Source organism: Mangrovicoccus algicola, assembly GCF_014903745.1.
In the GTDB taxonomy this organism is placed as follows: domain Bacteria; phylum Pseudomonadota; class Alphaproteobacteria; order Rhodobacterales; family Rhodobacteraceae; genus Mangrovicoccus; species Mangrovicoccus algicola.
Genome location: NZ_JACVXA010000009.1, coordinates 51,970 through 74,891 on the forward strand (window position 1 = coordinate 51,970; position 22,922 = coordinate 74,891).

General features: G+C 69.0%; 23 protein-coding genes. 10 read left to right on the forward strand and 13 right to left on the reverse strand.

The features are described from left to right. Positions 1-37: 37 nt before the first annotated feature. From ICN82_RS04705 to ICN82_RS04715, 3 genes are read right to left on the reverse strand one after another with little or no spacing between them, the layout of a single operon-like run. Positions 38-403 carry an RNA-binding S4 domain-containing protein gene (locus ICN82_RS04705; protein WP_193180186.1) on the reverse strand — a complete coding sequence of 122 codons (366 nt, stop codon included), beginning with the start codon at positions 401-403 and terminating at the stop codon, positions 38-40. After that, positions 403-3,441, reverse strand: a complete 3,039-nt coding sequence (locus ICN82_RS04710; RefSeq protein ID WP_193180189.1) for a helicase-related protein — start codon at positions 3,439-3,441, stop codon at positions 403-405. The genes ICN82_RS04705 and ICN82_RS04710 overlap by 1 nt, the downstream gene beginning before the upstream one ends. A 25-nt stretch (positions 3,442-3,466) precedes the next feature. Next, complete coding sequence (locus ICN82_RS04715; RefSeq protein WP_193180191.1) at positions 3,467-4,021, reverse strand: tetratricopeptide repeat protein; 555 nt, start codon at positions 4,019-4,021, stop codon at positions 3,467-3,469. A gap of 63 nt (positions 4,022-4,084) precedes the next feature. Here ICN82_RS04715 and ICN82_RS04720 point away from each other — a divergent pair, with 63 nt between their 5' ends. The 7 genes from ICN82_RS04720 to ICN82_RS04750 all read left to right on the forward strand — a co-directional run bounded on the left by ICN82_RS04720 (position 4,085) and on the right by ICN82_RS04750 (position 9,442). Further along, positions 4,085-4,375: an SCP2 sterol-binding domain-containing protein gene (locus ICN82_RS04720; RefSeq protein WP_193180193.1), complete on the forward strand. Its 291-nt coding sequence runs from the start codon at positions 4,085-4,087 to the stop codon at positions 4,373-4,375. Positions 4,376-4,395: 20 nt separating this feature from the next. Further along, the gene (locus tag ICN82_RS04725) at positions 4,396-5,337 is read left to right on the forward strand and encodes an alpha/beta fold hydrolase (RefSeq protein WP_193180195.1); all 942 of its coding nucleotides are present in this window, start codon (positions 4,396-4,398) and stop codon (positions 5,335-5,337) included. 139 nt (positions 5,338-5,476) lie between these two features. Continuing rightward, positions 5,477-6,181 (forward strand): DUF1045 domain-containing protein, encoded by a 705-nt coding sequence (locus ICN82_RS04730; protein ID WP_193180197.1) that lies wholly within the window; start codon positions 5,477-5,479, stop codon positions 6,179-6,181. A gap of 92 nt (positions 6,182-6,273) precedes the next feature. Beyond that, positions 6,274-7,149: a UDP-2,3-diacylglucosamine diphosphatase gene (locus ICN82_RS04735; RefSeq protein WP_193180199.1), complete on the forward strand. Its 876-nt coding sequence runs from the start codon at positions 6,274-6,276 to the stop codon at positions 7,147-7,149. Between the two features lie 22 nt (positions 7,150-7,171). Next, positions 7,172-8,401, forward strand: a complete 1,230-nt coding sequence (locus tag ICN82_RS04740; RefSeq protein WP_193180201.1) for a DUF3419 family protein — start codon at positions 7,172-7,174, stop codon at positions 8,399-8,401. A gap of 7 nt (positions 8,402-8,408) precedes the next feature. Continuing rightward, positions 8,409-9,068, forward strand: a complete 660-nt coding sequence (locus tag ICN82_RS04745; RefSeq protein ID WP_226898287.1) for a class I SAM-dependent methyltransferase — start codon at positions 8,409-8,411, stop codon at positions 9,066-9,068. After that, entirely contained in the window at positions 9,065-9,442 is a 378-nt protein-coding gene (locus ICN82_RS04750; RefSeq protein WP_193180205.1) for a VOC family protein, read from the forward strand. Before ICN82_RS04745 ends, ICN82_RS04750 begins: the two co-directional genes overlap by 4 nt. A 7-nt stretch (positions 9,443-9,449) precedes the next feature. Here the strand turns inward: ICN82_RS04750 and ccoS are convergent, their stop codons facing one another. The 4 genes from ccoS to ccoG are packed head-to-tail and all read right to left on the reverse strand — an operon-like array spanning position 9,450 to position 13,797. Next, entirely contained in the window at positions 9,450-9,611 is a 162-nt protein-coding gene (ccoS, locus tag ICN82_RS04755) for a cbb3-type cytochrome oxidase assembly protein CcoS (protein WP_193180213.1), read from the reverse strand. Next, the gene (locus ICN82_RS04760; RefSeq protein ID WP_407943744.1) at positions 9,611-11,815 is read right to left on the reverse strand and encodes a heavy metal translocating P-type ATPase; all 2,205 of its coding nucleotides are present in this window, start codon (positions 11,813-11,815) and stop codon (positions 9,611-9,613) included. Before ICN82_RS04760 ends, ccoS begins: the two co-directional genes overlap by 1 nt. Positions 11,816-11,818: 3 nt before the next feature. Further along, the gene (locus ICN82_RS04765) at positions 11,819-12,310 is read right to left on the reverse strand and encodes a FixH family protein (RefSeq protein WP_193180215.1); all 492 of its coding nucleotides are present in this window, start codon (positions 12,308-12,310) and stop codon (positions 11,819-11,821) included. Beyond that, on the reverse strand, positions 12,310-13,797 hold the full coding sequence (gene ccoG, locus ICN82_RS04770; RefSeq protein WP_193180217.1) for a cytochrome c oxidase accessory protein CcoG: 1,488 nt from the start codon (positions 13,795-13,797) through the stop codon (positions 12,310-12,312). The genes ICN82_RS04765 and ccoG overlap by 1 nt, the downstream gene beginning before the upstream one ends. A 299-nt stretch (positions 13,798-14,096) precedes the next feature. Here ccoG and ICN82_RS04775 point away from each other — a divergent pair, with 299 nt between their 5' ends. Next, positions 14,097-14,780 (forward strand): DUF2270 domain-containing protein, encoded by a 684-nt coding sequence (locus ICN82_RS04775; protein WP_193180311.1) that lies wholly within the window; start codon positions 14,097-14,099, stop codon positions 14,778-14,780. Between the two features lie 10 nt (positions 14,781-14,790). On the opposite strand, the gene ICN82_RS04780 is transcribed toward ICN82_RS04775, so the two are convergent. The 5 genes from ICN82_RS04780 to ccoN all read right to left on the reverse strand — a co-directional run bounded on the left by ICN82_RS04780 (position 14,791) and on the right by ccoN (position 19,683). Then, a complete protein-coding gene (locus ICN82_RS04780; protein WP_193180219.1) occupies positions 14,791-16,164 on the reverse strand; it encodes a calcium-binding protein in 1,374 nt (457 codons plus the stop codon). A 96-nt stretch (positions 16,165-16,260) separates the two neighbouring features. Then, positions 16,261-17,142 (reverse strand): cytochrome-c oxidase, cbb3-type subunit III, encoded by an 882-nt coding sequence (gene ccoP / locus ICN82_RS04785; protein ID WP_193180226.1) that lies wholly within the window; start codon positions 17,140-17,142, stop codon positions 16,261-16,263. Then, on the reverse strand, positions 17,139-17,324 hold the full coding sequence (locus tag ICN82_RS04790; RefSeq protein WP_193180228.1) for a cbb3-type cytochrome oxidase subunit 3: 186 nt from the start codon (positions 17,322-17,324) through the stop codon (positions 17,139-17,141). The genes ccoP and ICN82_RS04790 overlap by 4 nt, the downstream gene beginning before the upstream one ends. Positions 17,325-17,334: 10 nt before the next feature. Then, a complete protein-coding gene (ccoO, locus tag ICN82_RS04795; RefSeq protein ID WP_193180236.1) occupies positions 17,335-18,060 on the reverse strand; it encodes a cytochrome-c oxidase, cbb3-type subunit II in 726 nt (241 codons plus the stop codon). Positions 18,061-18,072: 12 nt separating this feature from the next. Then, positions 18,073-19,683: a cytochrome-c oxidase, cbb3-type subunit I gene (gene ccoN / locus ICN82_RS04800; protein WP_193180242.1), complete on the reverse strand. Its 1,611-nt coding sequence runs from the start codon at positions 19,681-19,683 to the stop codon at positions 18,073-18,075. 198 nt (positions 19,684-19,881) lie between these two features. Here ccoN and ICN82_RS04805 point away from each other — a divergent pair, with 198 nt between their 5' ends. After that, positions 19,882-20,718, forward strand: a complete 837-nt coding sequence (locus ICN82_RS04805) for a universal stress protein (RefSeq protein WP_193180244.1) — start codon at positions 19,882-19,884, stop codon at positions 20,716-20,718. A 40-nt stretch (positions 20,719-20,758) separates the two neighbouring features. Here the strand turns inward: ICN82_RS04805 and fnrL are convergent, their stop codons facing one another. After that, positions 20,759-21,514 carry a transcriptional regulator FnrL gene (gene fnrL / locus ICN82_RS04810; protein WP_193180246.1) on the reverse strand — a complete coding sequence of 252 codons (756 nt, stop codon included), beginning with the start codon at positions 21,512-21,514 and terminating at the stop codon, positions 20,759-20,761. 52 nt (positions 21,515-21,566) lie between these two features. Here fnrL and hemN point away from each other — a divergent pair, with 52 nt between their 5' ends. Continuing rightward, positions 21,567-22,922: an oxygen-independent coproporphyrinogen III oxidase gene (gene hemN / locus ICN82_RS04815; protein ID WP_193180248.1), complete on the forward strand. Its 1,356-nt coding sequence runs from the start codon at positions 21,567-21,569 to the stop codon at positions 22,920-22,922.

Here is a 22,922-nt window from a genome sequence, read left to right on the forward strand (position 1 = left end):
CGATTGATCAGCCCGGTCCTTAAGGCCTGAGCCCGGGTCATTCAAGCGCCGAACGTTTCAGAGCGCGGGCCCGGTCGCGTTCGCGGCGGCTGGGGGCCGGACCTGCCGCGGGGGCGGCGGGATCGCGCGGGACCTCCGGGGTCAGATCGTGGTAGAGCGCCTGCGCCTCGGGGGCCGGGCCGCGGCGGGTGCCGATTCCCAGCACGCGGATCACGCGGATCCGTCCGCCCTGCGGAAAGGTCAGCGTATCGCCCGGCTTGACCACCTGCGCCGCCTTGCGGACATGGGCGCCGTTGAGCCTCAGCTGGCCGGAGCCGACGAGTTCCGCCGCCAGCCCCCGCGTCTTGAAGAAGCGCGCCTGCCAGAGCCATTTATCGACCCGCAGCCGCGCCTCCTGGGACATCAGCCCTTGTCCTTCAGCCCCATCAGCGCGGCGGCGAAGGGGTTGTCGGGATCGATGGCCTTTTCCTTGCGCTGCGGCTTGGCGGAATAGACCTTGGCGCCCTGATCCTTGCGGGGGCCGTCCTTGTTCCAGTCGCGCTTGCCGCCGGGCTTGCCCTTGCCGCGGGGCTTGCCGCCCTCGCTGCGGGGCTTGCCGTCGCCGCGCCCCTGACCGCCGCCCTCGCCGCGGGAGGATCTGCGTCCGCCGCCCGAGCGGTCGCCGCCTCGGCGCCGGGGCGCCCAGGCGAAGGTGTAGAACACCTCGGTCACGGTTTCGCCCTCGACGGGGGCCTCCGCGGGCGCTTCGGGCTGAGCCTCCGGCGCATCGGCGACGACGATCTGCTCCCCGGCCGCCGGCGCCGCGCCGGTCTCTTCCGCGGAAGGCTCCACCGACAGAAGATCGGGCTCGGCCGCGACATCGGTTTCCGGACCTGCGGCCTCGGAGACTTCCTCGGCCAGCATCGGACCCTCGGCATCCACCGCCGGAACCACCGCCTCGGCAGCGGCCGGATCGGCGAGCGGATCGTCCCCCTCGGGATCGGTCACGGCGGCCACTTCGGCGGGCAGATCCTCGGCCGGTGCCGCATCCTCGGCCGCCGGAACGGCCGCGGGGGCCACGGGTTTCACCTTCTGGCGCTCGCCGCGTTCCGCCTTGTAGCCCAGACCCTGCATCAGGTCGGCGAACTGCTCCAGCGTCATGCCGGTGATCGACAGCATGTCGGGCGTGGCCTCGAAGCCGCCGCGCGTATCCTGGGCGCGCAGCAGGTCGGCCAGACGTTCCAGCATGTCGATGCGGATCGAGCGCTGGCCGGCGGGGCGGTAGCCCGCCATCGCGTGATAGCCTTCGGGGGCCTGCGCATCGGTCGGCACGGTGACCAGGCCGGGCGGCGGCGCGGAGGGGAAGTCGTCCAGATTGCGTTCCAGCGACCACAGCAGCAGCCGCAGCCGGGTCGGCGCGGGCTTCAGCAGAAGCGGCATGAAGATGGTGAACTGGCCGAATCGCACGCCATGCTTGCGCAGCTGTCCGCGGGTCTCCTGATCCAGCGCCTTGACCTCGTTCGCGATCGCGTCGCGCGGGATCACGCCCTGGCCTTCCAGCATCCGGAAGGCAAAGCCCTTGGCCTGCGGGCTCAGCGCCTCGTCGCGCGACATCGCCAGGAGCGGCTCGAAGGCAGCGGCGACCTTGCGGTCGATGAAATGCTGCAGCCGGCGCTGCACCTTCTGCGCCACGTCATGGCCCGCCTCGTCATCGACGAAGGCCTTCACCTGCGGACGCAGCGTCTCGGCACCGGCGACCAGCTTGCCGACGGCATGTTCGCCCCACATCAGCCCGCCCTGGTCGGTGAAGTCGAGCTCGGTATCGGGCGCATTGTAGAACCGGTCGGCGCGCAGGTGGAATTCCGGCGCAAGCGCCGCCACCGCCGCCTGTCGCAGCGTCTTGGCCTCGTCCGCCGTCGCGGCCTTGTCCTGGCTGAACCGGAATCCCTCCAGCCGTCCGACGAACTGGCCCTCGACGGTCACTTCGCCCTTGTCATTCACCTCAGCCACAAGGCTCTCCTTCTCCTTCAACCGCCGCAGCAGGACACTGGTGCGGCGATCTACAAATCTCTGGGTCAGCCGCGCGTGAAGCGCATCCGACAGGCGGTCTTCTACAGAACGAGTCACTTCGCGCCAATGGCTTTCGTCATCCAGCCAGCCCTGGCGCTGCGCCACGTAGGTCCATGTGCGAATATAGGCCAGACGCTTGGAAAGTGCATCGATATCACCCTCCGTCCGGTCGATCCGGCGGACCTGCGCCGCCATCCAGTCATCCCCGATTCGCCCCTGGTCATGCAGGAACCCGTAGATCTGCTCCAGCAGCGCGGCATGCTCGGTCTCGGAAATGCCGCGGAAATCGGGAATCCGGCAGACATCCCACAAGAGCCGGATCGACTTCGTGTTGTTGGCGCGGTTGCGCACATCGACGGAGGAGGCCAGGGATTTCAGCGCCAGCACGTCATCGGCATCGCGCGCCCGCGTCAGCAATTCGTGGTGGGTATGTTCTTCCAGCGAGGCGATCAGCCCGCCGAGATTGGCGAAATTCAGCCGCGAATTGCGCCATTGCAGCTTGGTCACCGGGGCGAAGCGGTTGCCGACAATCGCCTCGGCCAGGTCCTCGTGCAGGGGCCGCGCCTCGCCGGTGACGCCGAACGTGCCGTCCTCGGTATGGCGCCCCGCCCGCCCGGCGATCTGGGCCAGTTCGTTGGGCTGCAGCGGGCGCATCCGGCGGCCGTCGAATTTATGGGTCGAGGAAAAGGCCACGTGGCGGATGTCCAGGTTCAGCCCCATCCCGATCGCGTCGGTCGCCACCAGGTAATCGACATCGCCGTTCTGGTACATCTCGACCTGCGCGTTGCGCGTGCGCGGGCTCAGCGCGCCCATCACCACCGCCGCGCCGCCCTTCAAGCGGCGGATCACCTCGGCGATGGAATAGACCGAATCGACCGAGAACCCGACGATGGCCGATCGTGCGGGCATCCGGCTGATCTTCCTGGAACCGGTATAGGTCAGCTCGGAGAAGCGTTCGCGCGTGTGGAACGTGGCCTCGGGCACCAGCGCCGCGATGGCGCCGCGCATCGTCGCCGCGCCGAGGAACATCGTTTCCTGGAATCCCCGCGCCCGCAGCAGACGGTCGGTGAAGACATGGCCGCGCTCGGGATCGGCGCAAAGCTGGATTTCGTCGATCGCCAGGAAATCCGCGCCCAGACCCTCGGGCATCGCCTCCACCGTGCAGACCCAGTACTGGGTGCGCTCGGGCACGATGCGTTCCTCGCCGGTGACCAGCGCCACAACCGACGGCCCGCGCTTCGCCACGATCCGGTCATAGACCTCCCGCGCCAGCAGGCGCAGCGGCAGGCCGATGACCCCGGTGCGGTAGGACAGCATCCGCTCGATGGCGTAATGCGTCTTGCCGGTATTCGTCGGACCCAGGACTGCCTGGACCCTGCCTCGCGCCGTCATTGGTGATTTCCCTGAAATGGGCGGGTCAGATCTCCTGCTCGCCCAGTTCCCTTTTGATCCGCTCGATGGCCTCTTCTACGGGGGGCTGGTGCGGATGTATAGCCAGTGCGGCACCGTAGACCTCCAGCGCCTGCTGCCGGTGGCCCAGTTCCTCCAGGATCATGCCGAAGCCCGACAGCGCCCCGAAATGCCGCGGATTCAGCGCCAGCGCCCGTTCGATATCGGCCACGGCAAGCCCCAGCTCGCCCTCCTGGTAGAAGGCGGTGGCGCGGGCGTTCCAGCCCTCGGCGAAATCCGGTGCATGATCGGTCAGCGCGGTCAGGTGGTCGACCGCCGCCTGCAGGTCCCCCGCCTCCATCGCCTCGCGCCCGCGCTGCAGCAGCAGGTCCATCGCCGGAGAGCCCGATCTCGACCATTCCTGCCAGATCTGCGCCTCGACCCCCTGCCAATCGGCAGCCTGCGGATCCTGCAGCTCGGCGAAGAGCTCGTCCAGGCGGTCCGGGTCCGCGACGGCAGGCGACGTAACGGAACAGGCCAGGGCAAGGAAAACCGGTTTCAATAGCGGCGAAGGTCTGGTCATACTCGGATCATAGCCGGTCCGGGCGATTTGGCCCAGACCCATCGTGACGGAGAAGGGGCCGACATGAGCAATGTGATCGACGGGGCCGTGACCGCCCTGCGCGCCAAGCTGGGCGACGGGTTCGACGGGTCCGCGAAATTCCACATCCTCGACGAAGGCTGCATCGTGGCGGATGGCGCGGGCGTGCGCGAGGCCGACGAGGAGACCGACGTGACGCTTTCGGCCGATCGCGAGACCTTCGAGGCGATGCTTGCGGGCGAGCTCGACCCCTCCAGCGCCTTCATGTCGGGCCGCCTGAAGATCGAGGGCGACATGGGCGCGGCGATGAAGCTGGGCGCCGCCCTGTCCGGATGAGCATCGAGGGGGCGATGACCATGACCGGTGCAGCCCCCTTCTTCGCGGCCGAAAGCGGCGCGCCCCCCGGGGCGGGCGCGGTATGGCGCCGGACCCCGGATGGCGTGCGGCTGCGCATCGGCGTGCTGGCCCGCGGGACGCGCGGCACGGTCCTATGCTTTCCCGGGCGCACCGAGTACCTGGAGAAATACGGCCCCACGGCCCGCGACCTGGAGGCGGCCGGCTATTCCATGGTCGCGATCGACTGGCGCGGCCAGGGGCTGGCCGACCGGCTGCTGCCGGATGCCGCGCTGGGTCATGTCGGGCGCTTCTCTGATTACCAGGCGGATGTCGCGGCGCTGACGGCCCATGCCGCGGAGGCCGGGCTGCCCCGCCCCTGGTTCCTCCTGGCGCATTCCATGGGCGGCGCCATCGGGCTCGAGGCGCTGGAGGCCGGGCTTGCGGTCCGGGCTGCCGTCTTCACCGCGCCCATGTGGCATGTCACGATCCCGCCCCTGGCCCGGCCCGCCGCGCGGATCATCCCGCCGCTGGCCGAACGGCTGGGCCTGTGGCGCCGGGCGCTGCCGGGCATGTCGCGCCACGCCTACATCCTGCAGGCCGATCCCGCCGACAACCTGCTGACCGGCGATGCCGGGACCTTCCGCTGGTTCCGCTCGCATCTGCGCAACCACCCGGAACTGGCGCTGGCCGCCCCGACGCTGCGCTGGTTCTCCGAGGCGATGCGGGCCTGCGACCGGCTGAACCGCGCCCCGCTGCCGGACCTGCCGGCAAGGGTGTTCCTGGGCAGCCGGGAAAGGATCGTCAGCACGCAAAGCATCCGCGCCCAGGTCGCGCGCTGGCCCGGCGCGGAACTGGTCGAGCTTGCGGAGGGGCGGCACGAGGTGCTGATGGAAGCCCCCCCGCTGCGCGGGCAGGTCATCGCCGGGATGATCGCGCTCTTCGACGCGCATTGCGGCATCTGAGCATTTGCGGGGCCGGGGGCGGATGGCTACCTCTGGATCGCGACCGCCCGGAGGGGCCAGCATCCATCGCCTGGTGCCCCGCAGCGGGCCGGGGACCGGGGCGGGCGGCGCGGTGATGCGTCGAGCAGCGAGGACCCAGATGACCGATTTCCAGCGCTATGCCGTCTACTACCTGCCACCCGAGGGCGCGCTTGCCGAATTCGGCGCAAGCTGGCTGGGCTGGGACGCGGCAGAGGGGCGGGCCGTGCCGCATCCCGCCGATCTCGATCCCGGGCTCGACATCGCTGCCCTTACCGCGACGCCGCGCCGCTACGGGTTCCACGCGACGATCAAGCCGCCCTTCCGCCTGGCTGCAGGGCGCAGCGCGCGGGAACTGTCCATCGCCTTCCACGACTTCTGCGCCCGCCAGCAGCCGGTGATGCTGGAGCGGCTGGAACTGACACGGCTGGGCGGCTTCCTGGCGCTGACCCCCCCGGGGGATACCGGCGCGCTGGCACGGCTCGCCGCGGCGGCGGTGCGCGACCTGGACGGGTTCCGCGCCCCCGCCCCCGAGGCCGAGCTGGCCCGGCGCCGCGGGGCCGGACTGTCGCCGCGGCAGGAGGAGAACCTGGCGCGCTGGGGCTATCCCCATGTGATGGAGGAATTCCGGTTTCACATGACGCTCAGCGGGCGGATCGCCGATGCGCAGCAGCGCGCGCGGCTGCAGGCAGCCCTGGCGCCGGTGCTGGAACCGATCCTGCCCGCGCCCTTCGGCATCGACACGCTCTGCCTGGTGGGCGCCGATGCCGAGGACCGGTTCCGCCTGATCGAGAGACTGCAGCTGCGCGGCCAGCCCGAATCCTGAGCCCGCGCGGGCGCCGCACCGGGCGGCAGTCTGCCGCCCCCGCGCGGGCTGTCATGACGCTGTCACGCAAACCGTGTCTAGGAACGGCCAGCATGACACCGACCGCCCCTCTTCCCGGGGTCCCGGCCAGCTGCCGGACCCTCTTCGTCTCGGATATCCACCTGGGCACCCGCGGCTGCCAGGCCGGGATGTTCCTCGATTTCCTCGACCATGTGGAGGCCGAACGGATCTACCTGGTCGGCGACATCTTCGACGGCTGGCGGCTGCGCCGCGGCTGGCACTGGCCGCAGCCGCACAACAACGTCGTGGAGGCCCTGCTGGCGCGCGCGCATGAAGGCGTCCCGGTCATCTACATCCCCGGCAACCATGACGAGGTGATGCGCCGCTACCTGGGCACGCATTTCGGCGGCATCGACGTGCGCGACGAGGATACCCATGTCACCGCCGACGGGCGCCGCCTCCTGGTCGTTCATGGCGACAAGTTCGACGTGGTGGTGATGAATGCGCGCTGGCTGGCCCATGTCGGCGACTGGGCCTACACGGTCACGCTCTGCGCGAACACCTGGTACAACCGCGTCCGCCGCCTCTGGGGCGGGCAGTACTGGTCGCTGTCCAACTGGGCCAAGCAATCGGTCAAGCGCGCGGTCAGCTTCATCGGCGAATTCGAGAAGGTGCTGGCCGACGAGGCCCATCGCGGCGGCTATGACGGGATCGTCTGCGGCCATATCCACAAGGCCGAGATGACGCGGCTGGGCGATGTGCTCTATGTCAATTGCGGCGACTGGGTGGAAAGCTGCACCGCGATCGTCGAGGATCATGACGGCGGCCTGCGCCTGGTCGACTGGGCGGACCTGGTGCGCGAGCGCGCCAGGGCGGAGCGGGACCGGGCCCGCGATGCCCGCGGCGAGGATCGCGGGGGCCGCCGCAGGAAACAGAAGAAATCCAAGAAGACCAAGGCCGCCTCCTGACGCGGCACCGGGGCAGAGGACCATGACAGATCACAGCATTGCGCGCCGTCAGCTCGGCGGAGCCGTCCACCAGCGATCCGCGCTTTCCGCCACGGGCGCGCTGGAACGCATCTTCTCGGGGCTCTTCACCGGGCTGGTCTATGCCCAGATCTGGGAGGATCCGGTGGTCGACATGCAGGCGCTGGAGCTGGGGCCCGGCGACCGGCTGGTCTGCATCGCCTCGGGCGGGTGCAACATGATGAGCTATCTCGCGGCCGGACCGGCGGGCATCACCGCCGTCGATCTCAGCCCGGCCCATGTGGCGCTGAACCGGCTCAAGCTGGCCGCCGCGCGGACCCTGCCGGGCCATGCGGAATTCTACGAATTCTTCGGCCATGCCGACCGGCCGGGCAACCCGGCGCTCTATGACCGCTACATCGCCCCCGGGCTCGATGCCGAGAGCCGCGCCTTCTGGGAGGCCCGGCAGGGCCGCCTGCGCCGCCGCATCGACATGTTCGCCCACGGCTTCTACCGCTACGGGGTGCTGGGCCGGTTCATCGCCGCCGCGCATCTGGTCGCCGGGCTGGGGCGGGTCGATTTCCGTCCGCTCCTGGCGGCGCGGAACCTGGAGGACCAGCGCGCCTTCTTCGAGGCCGAGGTCGCGCCGCTTTTCGAGACGCGCGGGCTGCGCTTCATCGCGCGGCGCAGGGCATCGCTTTTCGGGCTGGGCATCCCGCCCGCGCAATTCGACAAGCTCGCCGCCGAGGGCGGCGGCGACATCGTGCCGGTGCTGCGCGAACGCACGCGCAAGCTGATCTGCGACTTCCCGATCTCGGAAAACTATTTCGCCTGGGCCGCCTTCAACCGCGGCTACCGCCCCGACGGCACCGGCCCGGTTCCGCCCTATCTGGAGGCCGCCAACTGGGACGCCCTGCGCGCCGGGGCCGGACGCGTCGAGGTGCTCAACCGCAACCTGACCGACATGCTGGCCGGCAAACCCGATGCCAGCCAGGATGCCTATGTGCTGCTGGATGCCCAGGACTGGATGACCGACGCGCAGCTGAACGCCCTCTGGAGCCAGATCACCCGCACCGCACGGCCCGGCGCGCGCGTGATCTTCCGCACCGGCGGGGCGCCCGACATCCTGCCCGGCCGGGTGGCCGATGCGACGCTGAGGCGCTGGACCAGCGATCCCGGCGCGGGTCAGCTGTTCTGGCAGAGGGACCGTTCGGCCATCTATGGCGGTTTCCACAGGTATACCTTCCGGAAGTAGGATCGGCATGAAGGCAGATTTCCGCCACGGCGAGCTGATGGACCGGGTCTACCGGCACCAGGCGGCCATCTACGACCTGACGCGCAAATACTACCTTCTGGGCCGCGACCGGCTGATCGACGACCTGGAGATGGCCCCCGATGCCGCGATCCTCGAAATCGCCTGCGGCACCGGGCGCAACCTGATCCGCATCGGCCGCCGCTATCCCGAGGCCCAGCTTTACGGCGTCGACATTTCCGGCGCCATGCTGCGCCAGGCCTCGAAGAACAGCAGCCACGCGGCGATGAACTGGCGCATCAGGCTGGCCAAGGCCGATGCCTGCGCCTTCGATCCGCAGATGACGCTGAAACGCGCGCAATTCGACCGGATCGTCTTCAGCTACTGCCTGTCGATGATCCCCGACTGGCAGGGCGCGCTGGAGCACGCGGTGACGATGCTGGCCCCCGGCGGGCGCATCCATATCGTCGATTTCGGGGCGCAGGACCGCCTGCCGCGCTGGTTCGGGGGGGGCATCCGCTGGTGGCTGTCGAAATTCCATGTTGCCCCCCGCCCCGATCTGGGCGACGCGCTGCACCGGATCGCCGCCGCGCACGGGCTGCAGGCGGAAACCCGGTCGCATTGCCGCGGCTACGCCGTAATCGCCACGCTGAGGAGACCTGCCGCATGATCGCCGCGCTCGACCACCTGGTGCTGACCACCGAACACGAGGAGACCTGCATCGCCTTCTATACCGGCCTCCTGGGCATGGAGCTGCAGAGCTTCGGCGCGGGCCGCCGCGCCTTCCGTTTCGGCGACCAGAAGATCAACCTGCATCTGAAGGGACGCGAATTCGAGCCCAAGGCGCGCATCCCGCAGCCCGGCGCGCTGGATCTGTGCCTTCTGGCCGCGATCCCGCTAGAGGAGGTCATCGCCCGGCTGCACGCCGCGGGGATGACGATCGAGGAAGGCCCGGTCGCCCGCACCGGCGCGCGCGGACCGATCCGCTCGGTCTACCTGCGCGATCCCGACGGCAACCTGATCGAGATTTCCAGCTACGGCTGAGCGCCGCTCAGTCCTGCTTCGGCCGGTCGTCATACCGGCCCGAGAGGATGCGCCGGGCATCGCCCTCGGGGTCGTCATACTGGTTGGCGCGCAGGGACCACAGGAAGGCCCCCAGCCCGGCCGCCCCCAGGATCAGCGAGGCCGGGATCAGGATGGCCAGGATCTCCATCAGCGCAGCCTCAGCGCGTTCAGCGACACGGTGACGGAACTCAGCGACATGGCCGCGGCGGCGATCAGCGGCGAGCAGAGCCCGGCCACGGCCAGCGGCACCGCCAGGATGTTGTAGACCGTCGCGATGCGGAAATTGCCGCGGATCCGCCGCACCGCGCTGATCGCGGTCTGCCGCGCCGCCGGGATCGCGGAGAGATCGGCCTGCAGCAGCACCATGTCCGAGGCCGCCCGCGCCGCCTCCAGCCCGGTCGCGGGCGAGATCGAGACATGCGCCGCCGCCAGCGCCGCGGTGTCGTTCAGCCCGTCGCCCACCATCAGCACCTTGCCGCCCTGCGCCGACAGCAGCCGGATATGGGCGGCCTTGTCCTGCGGCAGCACGGCCGCGCGCCAGTCCTCGATCCCCAGGCTCCAGGCCAGGGCCGCGACGGCAGGCGCCCGGTCGCCCGAGAGCAGGCAGATGCGCATCCCCTGCGCGCGCAGCTTCTCCACGGTGTCCCGCGCGCCGGGGCGCAGGCGGTCGCGCAGGGTGATGGCCACGGCCTCGCCCTCGCCCAGCCGCATCCACACCGCGCTGCCTCCCGGCTGGACCGGCCCGGCACCGCCGGTCCAGTCGGGGCGCCCGATCCGCAGGCGCTGGCCTTCCCAGCGTGCCTCGATCCCGAAACCCGGAACCTCGCGCACGGCCTCCAGCGGCGCGGGGACGGCCCCCGCCGCCTGCGCCGCGCGGGCGATGGCCCGGGCCATCGGGTGGGCCGAAACCGCCGTCACCCCCGCCGCCAGCGCCTGCATCCGCTGGGGCAGCTCGGCAAAGCCCTGCACCTCCGGCTCGCTCAGCGTCAGCGTGCCGGTCTTGTCGAAAACGACGATGTCGGTCTCCGCCAGCCGCTCCAGCGCGGTCGCATCCTTGATCAGGACCCCGCGGCGGAACAGCCGTCCCGAGGCGGCGGTGGTCACGGCGGGAACGGCAAGCGCCAGAGCGCAGGGGCAGGTGATGATCAGCACCGCCGCCGCGATGTTCAGCGCAAGCCGCAGATCCCCCGTCCCCGCCAGCCAGCCCACCGCCGCGAGGGCTGCCAGCAGATGCACGCCCGGCGCATAGAGCCGCGCCGCCCGGTCGGCCAGCGACGAATATTGCGACCGCCCGCTCTCGGCGACGGCGACGAGGTCGGTCAAGGCATGCAGCGAGGTATCGCGCCCCACCGCCGTGGCGCGCAGCACCAGCGGGCCGACCAGGTTCACCTCCCCGGCCTGCACCGCCAGGCCCGGTCCGGCCGCCACCGGCTGGCTTTCCCCGGTCAGGAGGCTGCGGTCGAGCTCGGATATGCCCTCCGTCACCACCCCGTCCACCGGAATGCGGCTGCCGGGCCAGACCCGGATCAGGTCGCCCGCCGCAAGATCCGCCTGGGCGACCGTCTCTTCCTGCCCGTCGCGCAGGCGCGTTGCGCGCGGCACTTCCAGCGCGGCCAGTTCCTGCGCCGCCGAACGGGCCGCGCTGCGGGTGCGGTGATCCAGGTAGCGCCCCGCCAGAAGGAAGAAGCACAGCATCAGCGTGGCGTCGAAATAGGCCTGCGCCCCGGATTGCGCCGTCTCGTAGACCGAGGTGGCCAGCGTCAGCACGATCGCCAGGGTGATCGGCACATCCATGTTCAGCTGCCCGCGGCGCAGGGCGGCCAGCGCGCTGCGGTAGAAGGGCTGCCCGGCAAAGGCCGCCGCCGGCAGGGCGATCAGCGCGCTGATCCAGTGGAACATGTCGCGCGTCGCGCCCTCGGCCCCGGACCAGACGGAGATCGACAGCAGCATGACATTCATCGCGGCGAAGCCGGCCACGCCCAGGCGCATCAGCAGGTCGCGCCCGCCCGGATCGGGGCCGGCAGGCTCCAGCGCCCCGGGATCGAGTTCGCGCGCCGCATATCCCGCCACCGCCAGCGCGGCACAGAGCGCCTCGGGCGACACCCCGGTTCCCGCCTCGATCTCGGCACGCCGCCGGGTCAGGTTGACCCGCGCCGCGCGCACGCCGGCGACCTCTTCCAGCGCGCGTTCCACCGCCAGCATGTCGCGCGCCTCCGACAGTTCCGGGACCGACAGGACGATGCGCACCGCCTGGCCCTCGCGCAGCCGCGCGACCATGGCCTGCGGATCGGTGCCGAAGCAGCCGGGGCAGCCCGCGCCGCCGGGAATGTCGGGGGATTCAGCCAGCGCCATGGATCAGCTCCTGCCGTCGCGCACGGGAAGGGGAATGCGCCGGAAGAACGCCGTCCCGTCGGCGGCCACCGCGCGCAGGCGGATGTTCCAGTTGCCGTCTTCCAGCCGCAGCGGGGTGGCGTAGACGGCGCCCTTGCGGGTGAATTCCGGGGTCACATCATCGCGCGTCGAGGTCGCCCAGCCGACCAGCGCCGCCATGGAGGCGATCTCGGCCGGGCCGCCATCCGGGCCGGTGATGGCGATCTCCAGGACGCCGTCGCCGTAATCCGCCCGCACCCCCCAGCCAAGCGCCATCTGCGCGGCCCGGGCGCGGTCGAATTCCTGGCTGGCCTGGTAGCTGCTGGCGGTCTCGATCCCCGGGAAGGTTGCGACCGCCTTCCAGGCCAGCAGCATGTTGACCGCGATCACCGTGCCGAAACCGGCCAGCGCGATGGCAAGCACCTTGCCCCCCGTCAGCCTGCCGGTCGCCAGCTTGCCTGTCACCTTGGCGCTCATCATTCTCCCCTGCCGGTGAAGACGGTGTCCTTGATCACCGATTCCCCGCTCGCGGTATCCTCGACGCGGATCGACAGTCCGGTCAATTCCGATCGCGCGGCCGTGCTGTCCGGCCCCGCCATGATATAGAGCCTCTGCAACATCGTCGAATCCGCGGGCACCATGACCGTATCGCCGCGGGCCCCTTCCAGCGCGACCTCCAGGGGCATCTGCGCCTCGACGGTGACGCGATAGGGCCGGTCCTCGCCGTGCTTGTTGCGCATCCTCACATCATAGGCGTTGCGGATCGTGCCGTCCGAGAGGGTGATGTAGACCGGGTTGCGGATCGGCGCGACGGTGACGGAGATGTCCTCGCGCAGCATCAGCGCCGCCAGGAGCCCCGCCCCGACCCCGGCCCAGAGCACCGTGTAGAGGATCGTGCGCGGACGCAGCACGTGGCGCCAGACCGGGATCGGCGGCTTGCCCGCGGTTTCGTGCACTTCGTCGGTCAGCGCCATGTAGTCGATCAGCCCCCGCGGCTGGCCCACCTTGTCCATGATCTCGTTGCAGGCATCGATGCACAGCGCGCAGGTGATGCATTCCAGCTGCTGGCCGTCGCGGATGTCGATCCCCATCGGGCAGACATTGACGCAGGCATTGCAGTCGATGCAGTCGCCCGGCCGGGGCGCATCGGCGGGGGCCACGCGCTGGCCGATCGCATCGGCGGCATGCGTCGTCTCGGCCACTTCGGCATGGCGGCGGCGATGGCGGCCTCGCGGCTCGCCCCGCCAGGACCGGTAGGCGACGGTGATCGTGTCCTCGTCCATCATCGCCGCCTGGATGCGCGGCCAGGGACACATGTAGATGCAGACCTGTTCGCGCATGAACCCGCCGAAGACGAAGGTCGTCGCGGTCAGGATCGCCACCGTGGAATAGGCCACCAGCGGCGCCTCGAAGGTCGCGAGGTCGCGCAAGAGGGTCGGCGCATCGGCGAAATAGAACACCCAGGCCCCGCCCGTGGCCAGCGCGATCGCCAGCCAGGCGGCCCATTTCGTCACCCTCAGCCGCGCCTTGCGCGCATCCCATTTCCGCCGCAGCAGGCGGATGCGCGCGTTGCGGTCGCCCTCGATCCAGCGTTCGACAAGGATGAAGAGGTCGGTCCAGACCGTCTGCGGACAGGCATAGCCGCACCAGACCCGCCCCAGCGCCGAGGTGAAGAGGAACAGGCCCAGCCCCGCCATGATCAGGAGCCCGGCCACGAAATAGAATTCATGCGGCCAGATCTCGATCCAGAAGAAGAAGAACCGCCGGTTGGCCAGGTCGATCAGCACCGCCTGGTCGGCCAGGCTGCCGCCCCGGTCCCACCGGATCCAGGGCGTGACGTAATAGATGCCCAGCGTCACGATCATGATGATCCACTTGAGCCGACGATAGGGTCCCGAGACACGCTTGGGAAAGATCGGCTCGCGGCTGGCATAAAGGGACGGGGGTTGCTCGCTCGCGGTCATGGCGTTTCCGATTCCGGATGCTCCTGTCATAGCGTGTATCCGTTACCCAAAATTGGCTAGTGGCTTGACGCGGATCATTCATCGGCAGATCGTCGCAAATCCCGGCAGGGCGCGGAGGCCGGCGCCCGCCCCGGGAAACGCGCGAACAGGACAGGCGCCGGCGAAGGCCGGATCCGGGCCGCGGCTCGCCCCGGATCCTGCCCCGCATTAGACGGCCCGGACCGGCCCCGCCTTGACACAGGTCAAACCGGCGCCGGATCGCAGGCAAGGAGGAGACCGCCATGGCCCAGCCCGAACCGATGCCCGCCCGCAGGCAGGCCCGGACCGAGACGCGGGAATTCACCCCGGCGGAGATCGGCGCGCTGGCGCATCTCTATCGCGGCGAGGTCTATCGCAGCACGATCTGGCGCACCCGGCTGGACACCACGACCAACTGGTCGGTGGTGACGCTGGGCGTGGCGCTGTCGATCACCTTCGCCTCGCCCGGCGCCTCGGCGCTGCCCCTGCTGCTGGTGGGGGTTCTGGTGACGCTCTTCATGGTGCTGGAGGCGCGGCGCTACCGCTATTTCAACGTCTGGCGCGCCCGCGCCCGCTGGATGGAGACGCATTTCTACGCCCCGATGCTGGACGATGGCGACCTGCATACCGAGGAGAACTGGCAGAAGATCCTGGCCCGCGACTACCTGCGCCCCGAATACCATGTCGGCATGACCCGCGCGATGGGCCGCCGGATCCGGCGCAACTACCTGTGGATCCTGGCCATCCAGTTCCTCGCCTATCTGGGCAAGCTGACCGTGCACCCGGTCCCGGCCCAGAGCCTGTCGGACGTGGTCGGACGCGCCGCCATCGGTCCGGCCCCGGGCTGGGCGGTGCTGGGCTTCGGCATCGCCTATCTCTGCGCCTGGGCGGGGCTGGCCGAATATGTCCGGCGCAGGGATGCCGCCAGCGCCCGCCGCAAGGGCGGCGGGCAATCGCTGGGATGAGCGGGGCGGATCAGATCAGGCTGTAGCCGTCATCCAGGACATACCTGTCCCCGACACCCAGCAAAGTGAGGGTCCGGCCCTCGCCGAAATCGAAGACGAGATTGCCGTCGATCTCGGAGGCGAAGGTCTCCAGCATCTCCCGATCCCCCGAGGTCCCCATGGTCAGGGCGAATTCCAGCCGCAGCCGGTCCGTCCCGACTTCGAAATCGGTGATGACGTCCTGGCCGCCATAGCGGCGGAAGATGAACAGATCCGCGCCATCCCCGCCCGTCAGCGTGTCGTCATCCTGCAGGTCGGACGGGGCCGTTTCGAAATACTCGCCGCTCTCGTAGGCATCGAACGCGTAGTACTGGCCGCCATCCAGCGTGTCGTCGCCATCGCCGCCCCAGAGCTGGTCATCATCGGCATTGCCCTCGATCCGGTCCGCCCCGGCCCCGCCATAGATGCGGTCATCGCCATCGCCGCCCTTGGCAACGTCGTCGCCGGCCCCGGAGAAGATGCGGTCATTCCCTGCCTCGCCCAGGATGTCATCCTCGTCGGCGCGGCCATAGATCCAGTCATTCCCGTTCCCGCCGCGGATGTCGTCATCGCCGGTGCCGCCATAGATCCAGTCGGCCCCGTCATCCCCGCGCAGCGCGTCATGGCCGACATTGCCGCGGATCGTGTCCGATCCCTGCCCGCCGTGAACCTCGTCCGCGCCGAACCCGCCCAGCAGCACGTCGCGCCCGTCGCCGCCCCATATGGTATCGCGGTCCATGCCGCCGCGGATCCTGTCCGCCCCGTCCCAGCCATAGAGGACGTCGCTGCCGGTGCCGCCCCAGATCGAGTCATCCCCGTCCCCGCCGACAAGGCGGTCATCCTCGCCGGTCCCGGCCAGGCCGCGAAGGCCGGCCAGCGCAATCTGCTGTCCCGGGGCATAGAGACCGCCCGGCACGGCCAGGCCCGCACCGCTTTGCAGATCGATCGTGGCCAGCAGATGGTCGACGGCATAGGGATCGGAAAAATCGACATAGGGCACCTCGGCCCCCGGCTGTGCACCGAGATAGAGGAACATATCATGGTCCTCCTTGGCCTCCCGGATCTGCAGAAAGACCATGCCTTCGTAGAGGCCGTCCCCGATCTGCCATATCGCGGCATCGTGTTCCGCCTGTCGCGACGATTGGGAGAAATACGTGCCTATGGCCGAGAAGGCCACGCTTGCCTGGGGCGCCGCCCCGTCCGTTCCGCCGGCAAACAGGACCTCCGAAACAGAGACCCCGTCGCCGCCGGGCATCAGCGCATAGCTTGCCTGCCAGTCCCCGGGCGCCAGCGACAGGGACATCGTCGCCCGGTTGGCATCTCCCGAGGCGTTCAGCCAGAATCCCCGGAAACTGTAGGTCGTCATCGCGCCATCCCCCTCACCTGCACTGCAGGCAGGCTAGGGGCATCGGGTTGTGGGCTCAACACCCGCAAGGGGGCTGTGCGGACCCGTCGCGCCCGGCTATTCGCCCCCGCCCAGCGCATGGACATAGGTCGCCACGGCATTGATCTGGGACTGCGTCAGGCGTGTGTTCCAGTTCGGCATCACGCCGAAACGGGCCCCGGCGATGGACTGGCGGACGGTGTCGTAATCCCCGCCATAGAGCCAGATGGCATCGGCGAGATTGGGGGCCCCGATCTCGGGATTGCCGGTCCCGTCCTCCATGTGGCACGCGACGCAATTATCGGCGAAAAGCGCTGCACCCTGCGCGGCCAGCGCGGAATCCGGCGGCGTGCCCGACAGCGACAGGACGTAATTGGCCAGCGCGTCGATCTGCCCGGGCTCCAGCAGCTCATCGAAGACCGGCATCTGCGAATAGCGCGCATCCGCATCCGTCTCGTTGCGGATGCCATGGGTGACCGTATAGGCGATGGACGCGATGTCGCCGCCCCACAGCCAGTCGTCATCCAGCAGGTTGGGAAAGCCCGTCGCCCCGGCCGCGCCGGATCCATGGCACTGCGCGCACCAGGTGCGGAACACCGCCGCCCCGGCATTCACCGCATACTGGCTCAGTTCCGGATCGCCGGAAAGCGCGGTCAGGTCGGCTGCGGCCAGGCGCGCATCGATCTCGGCATTGGCCTCGGTCATGCGCGCGACCTCCTCGGCGACCTCGCCGCGGGTCGACCAGCCCAGGAGGCCGGGCCACGCCCCTGTCACGCCCGGCCAAGAGGGCATCAGGATGGAATAGACCGCCCCCCAGATCAGGGTGATGTAGAAGATCGTCAGCCACCAGCGCGGCATCGGGTTGTCGTATTCCTCGATCCCGTCCCAGGAATGGCCGGTCGTGGGAACCTCTTGATCGCGCTGCGCGCCGTCATGGCTCTTGCCGGGCTGGCTGCTCATCTGCGGGCCTCCGTCCTGTCCCCGGCCGACGCGGGCCGGTCCTCGTTGCGGAAGATCATCCGGGCGCTGTCGCGATAGGGTTTCGCCCGGCCGAAGATCACCCACAGGCAGATGCCGCAGAAGATCGTGAACAGGTAGATCAGCGTGAAGTGATCCATGATCTGGCGGAAGATATCCTGCATGGCGCGCTCCTTACCGGCTGGGATCGGGGGTGAAGGTCGAGAAATCGACCAGCGTCCCCAGCATCTGGAGATAGGCGATCAGCGCATCCATCTCTGAAATGCCGGGCCGGCTGTCGAAATTGCGGACCTGGGCGCCGGGATAGCGTTCCAGCAGACCGTCGAAATCGCGTTCGGGATCAGCCTGTGCCCGGAAATCCGCTGTCGCCGCCGCGATCATCTCGGCGGTGTAGGGCACGCCGACCAGGCGATGGGTCTCCATCTTGGCGGCGATCTGCGCGGGCTGGATCAGCGTCTCGGTCAGGAACCCGTATTTCGGCATGATCGATTCCGGCACCACCGATTGCGGATCGGTCAGATGCGCGACATGCCAGTCATCCGAATAGCGCCCGCCGACCCGCGCCAGGTCCGGCCCCGTGCGTTTCGACCCCCACTGGAACGGGTGATCGTATTGCGACTCCGCCGCCAGCGAGTAATGCCCGTAGCGTTCCACCTCGTCGCGCATCGGCCGGATCATCTGGCTGTGGCAGACATAGCAGCCCTCGCGGATGTAGATGTCGCGCCCCTCCAGCTCCAGCGGCGCATAGGGGCGCACGCCCTCCACGTCCTCGATGGTGTTCTGCAGCCAGAAGAGCGGCGCGATCTCGACGATGCCGCCGATCGTCACCACCAGGAAGGAACAGACCAGCAGCAGCGTGGCGTTGGTCTCCAGGATCTTGTGCTTGTCCAGGATGCCCATGGCGTCTCCTCCCTATTCCGCGGGCTGCGCCGTGGCGGCGGAAGGCAGATCCTCCCGCGCCTCGCCGCGCGTGGCTGTCAGATACAGGTTCACCGCCATGATGACCGCGCCCGCGACATACAGCACCCCGCCGAGCCCGCGCACGACATACATGGGAAACTTGGCCGCGACCGTGTCGGCGAAGGAGTTCACCAGGAAGCCGTTGGCATCGACCTCGCGCCACATCAGGCCTTCCATGATGCCGGTCACCCACATCGCGGCGGCGTAGAGGACGATGCCGATCGTCGCGAGCCAGAAATGCCAGGAGACCATGGAGAGGCTGTAAAGCCGCTTCTTCTGCCACAGCGCGGGGGTGAGGTAGTAGAGCGCGCCGAAGGTGATCATGCCGTTCCAGCCCAGCGCCCCGGAATGCACGTGGCCGATGGTCCAGTCGGTGTAATGCGACAGCGAGTTGACCGATCGGATCGACATCATCGGCCCCTCGAAGGTCGACATGCCGTAGAAGCCCACCGCGACCACCATCATGCGGATCACCGGGTCGGTGCGCAGCTTGTCCCAGGCGCCCGACAGCGTCATCAGCCCGTTGATCATGCCGCCCCAGCTGGGCATCCACAGGATCACCGACATCACCATGCCCAGCGTCGCGGCCCAGTCGGGCAGCGCGGTGTAATGCAGGTGGTGCGGACCCGCCCAGATATAGAGGAAGATCAGCGCCCAGAAATGGATGATCGACAGCTTGTAGGAAAAGACCGGGCGTTCGGCCTGTTTGGGGATGAAGTAGTACATCATCCCCAGGAACCCCGCTGTCAGGAAGAAGCCCACCGCGTTATGGCCGTACCACCACTGCACCATCGCGTCCTGCACGCCCGAGAAGACCTGCACCGATTTCGAGCCGAAGATCGAGACCGGGATCGAGATATTGTTGACCACATGCAGCATCGCGACGGTGACGATGAAGGACAGGTAGAACCAGTTCGCCACGTAGATATGGGGTTCGCGGCGCTTCAGGATCGTGCCGAGGAACACCGCCAGGAAGGCCAGCCAGACGATGGTCAGCCACCAGTCCACATACCATTCGGGTTCGGCATATTCCTTGGATTGCGTGCCGCCCAGCACATAGCCGGTCGCCGCCAGGACGATGAAGAGGTTGTAGCCCCAGAACACGAACCAGGCCAGGTTGCCGCCCCAGAGCCGCACCGCCGAGGTGCGCTGCACCACGTAGAAGGCGGTCGCGATCAGGGCATTGCCGCCGAAGGCGAAGATCACCGCCGAGGTATGCAGCGGCCGCAGCCGCCCGAAATTCATGTAGGGCTGGGCGAATTCGAAATTCAGCTGCGGAAAGGCCAGCTGCATCGCGATGAAGGTTCCCGCCGCAAACCCCACCAGGCCCCAGAAGGTGGTTGCAATCACGCCGTAGCGCACCACATCATCCATGTAGACGGTGGTATCGACAACGGGCGGGGGTTCGTCGATCCTGCGCAGCGCCTGCAGGAACAGCCCCCCGCCGAGCAGCATGATGATGATTGCATGCACCTTGTAGGCGACGTCCTGGGCGTAATTCGCCGCGATGGCCGCAAAGAGTGCGATCAGTCCGAAAGCCAGAAGCTTCAGATAGCCGACCATGTCCTGTGTCCTCGTCCCTTGCCGTTCAGCGCGGTAGAATCGCAATGCACCGCGGGTGCCTTCGCCCGCTATGCCGGTCCGACGTTACCACCTCATTGATCTGTATCAAAACATCGCGATTACTCGATTGAGTCAAATCAAGGCGCTTCACCGCGGCGATGCTAGGGTCGCCGCAATCGTTCGAAAAGGAGGACGGCGATGACCTACAAGTCCCTCATGTGCATCCTGCGCACCGCCGAAGGCGACATGGCCCATCTCGACCACGCGATCCGCCTGGCGCGGCGCTACGATGCCCATCTCGACGTGCTGTGCCTCGGCGTGGACCGGGTCCAGGTCGGGTTCTACTATGCCGGGGCGACGGCCCTGGTGGCCGAGAATTCCCTGGCCCAGGCCGAGGAGGACGCCCGCAACCTGAAGGATTTCGCCAGCTCGCGGCTGGGCGATAGCGGCATCCGCTGGGCCGCCGAGGCGCTGGTCGTGCAATGGGGCGCGATCGGCCCGGCGGTGGAACAGGCCGCGCGCTATACCGACCTGGTCATCCTGCCGCGCCCCTATGACGAGACCCGCGGCCCCGAGGACGAGGCGATCACCGAGGCGGCGCTGTTCCTCGGGCCGACGCCGGTTCTCACCGTGCCGCCGGGCTGGACCAGGGACGCCCCGGCCGAACCGGTGATCGCCACCAACCAGGGCCCCGAGGCGATGGCCGCCGTGCGCGCCGCGCTGGCCGGGCTCAAGGCGGTGGGCCATGCCAATATCGCCATCGTCGATCCGCCGCGCCACGGGCCGGAACGTTCCGATCCCGGCGGAGCGCTGTCGATGATGCTGGCACGCCACGGCATCCGCGCCGAAGTGTCGGTCCTCGCCCGCACCATGCCGCGGATTTCCGACGTGCTGGTGCGCCATGCCGAGGATCGCGGCGCCGACCTGATCATCATGGGGGCCTATGGCCATTCCCGCCTGCGCGAGGCGGTGCTGGGCGGGCCGACCCGCGACATGCTGGCCGAATGTCCGGTGCCTGTGCTGATGGCGCGCTGATGTCCCAGCGGCCTGCCTCCCCTGCGGGGGCGGGCCGCGCTCAGACCAGGAAGCCGCCGTCGCTGTCGTCGCCGGTCTCTGCCAGGAGCCGCTCGAAATCCGGGATGGTCACGCGCCGCGTGCCCTCCAGCCGGATGACCCCTTCCTTGCGCAGCGCGCTGACCTGGCGGCTGACCGTTTCCAGCGTCAGTCCCAGGTAATCGGCCATCGCCTCGCGGGTCAGAGGCAGGTCGAAGACCACCTCCCGCGCGGCACCGGTCGGCCGCAGCGAGGCGTCGCGCCGCGCGATGATGGCGATCAGGCTGGCGATCTTCTCGCGCGCGGTCTTGCGCCCCAGCAGCAGCATCCATTCCCGCGCCGCGTCGAGTTCGTCCAGCGTCATCTCCAGAAGGCGCTGGCCGATATGCGGCGTGCGGGCCATCAGCGTCTCGAACGGCCGCTTGCGGAAACAGCAGACCACCAGGTCCGAGGTGGCGACGACGTCATAGGTCGCATCGTCCCGCCCCGGCCGCCCGATGAAATCCGAGGGCAGCAGGAGCCCCACCATCTGGGTGCGCCCGTCCTCCATGGTCTGCGACAGCGTGGCGATGCCCGACACGACCGAGGCCACGAAATCCATCCGGTCCCCGGCCCAGACCACGGTCTGCCCGGCGGGATAGCTGCGGTAATACTTGATCTGCTCCAGTTCCTGCAGTTCGTCCGTCTCGCAGCGCGCGCAGACGGCGCGATGCCGGATCGGGCAGTCGACGCAATCGGGAACACGGTCGGCGGGGCGGGGTTTCGCGGCGGTCGTCATGGCTTGACCTCGATCAAGGCCGGAAAGGGGAAGGCGCGCCAAACCTAGGGGAATGAGCCAGACTGCACAACTCTCCCGACTCGGATTATTTGACGCGCGCGTGCCGCGCTACACCAGCTATCCGACGGCGCCGCAATTCTCCGCTTCGGTGGCGGAGCCGCAGGTCCGCGACTGGATCGCGGCGATCCCGGCGGGGGCTGCGGTGTCTCTATACGTGCATGTCCCCTTCTGCCGCCACCTCTGCTGGTTCTGCGCCTGCCGCACCCAGGGCACGCAGCGCCTCGAGACGGTGCGGGCCTATCTCGACACGCTGCTGGAGGAGATCCGCCGGCTGCGCGCGATCCTGCCCGCGGGAGTGCGGCTGTCGCGGCTGCACTGGGGCGGGGGCACGCCGACGCTGATGGATCCGGCGATGATCGCCACCCTGGCCGGGGCGATCGCGGAAATGGCGCCCTTCGCGCCGGGGGCCGAGTTCTCGGTGGAGATCGACCCCAACGAGATCGACGCGCCCCGCATGGCCGCGCTGGCCGCCGCCGGGATGAACCGCGCCTCGGTCGGCGTGCAGGATTTCGACCCGGCGATCCAGAAGACCATCGGCCGGATCCAGAGCGTCGAGACCACCGCGCGGGCCATCGAGATGATCCGCGCCGCGGGCGTGCACAGCCTGAATGCCGACATCCTCTACGGCCTGCCCGACCAGAGCCCGGCCCGCATTGCCGCCTCGGTGGAGCGGCTGCTGGCGCTGGCACCGGACCGGGTGGCGCTTTACGGCTATGCGCATGTGCCCTGGATGGCGCGGCGGCAGGCCATGATCCCGTCCGACCGCCTGCCCACGCCCGAAGAGCGGCTGCGGCTGTTCGAAACCGCGCGCGACCTCTTCGCGGCGGCGGGATACCGCGAGATCGGCATCGACCATTTCGCCCTGCCCTCGGACAGTCTCGCCATCGCCGCGCGCAACGGGCGGCTGCGTCGCAACTTCCAGGGCTATACCGAGGATCCGGCCGAGGTGCTGATCGGCATCGGCGCCTCCTCGATCTCGCGGTTCCCGCAGGGCTATGCGCAGAATGCCGGGTCGACCTCGGATTACACCGCCCATGTGCGGGCCGGGCGGTTCCCGGTGGCGCGCGGCCATGTCTTCAGCGCCGAGGACCGGGTGCGCGCGCGGCTGATCGAGGCGCTGATGTGCGATTTCGCCGTGGACCTTTCCGCGGTGCTGCATCCCGGCGGCCCGGACGCGGCGGAGGTGCGCGGCTGGATGGCCGCCGCCGCCGCGCGGTTCGCGGGCTTCGTCACGCTGGAAAACGACCGGCTGGCGATCCTGCCCGAAGGCCGTCCGCTGGCGCGGATGGTCGCGCGCAGCTTCGACGCCTATGCCATGGCCGCGACGGGCCACAGCAGCGCGGTCTGA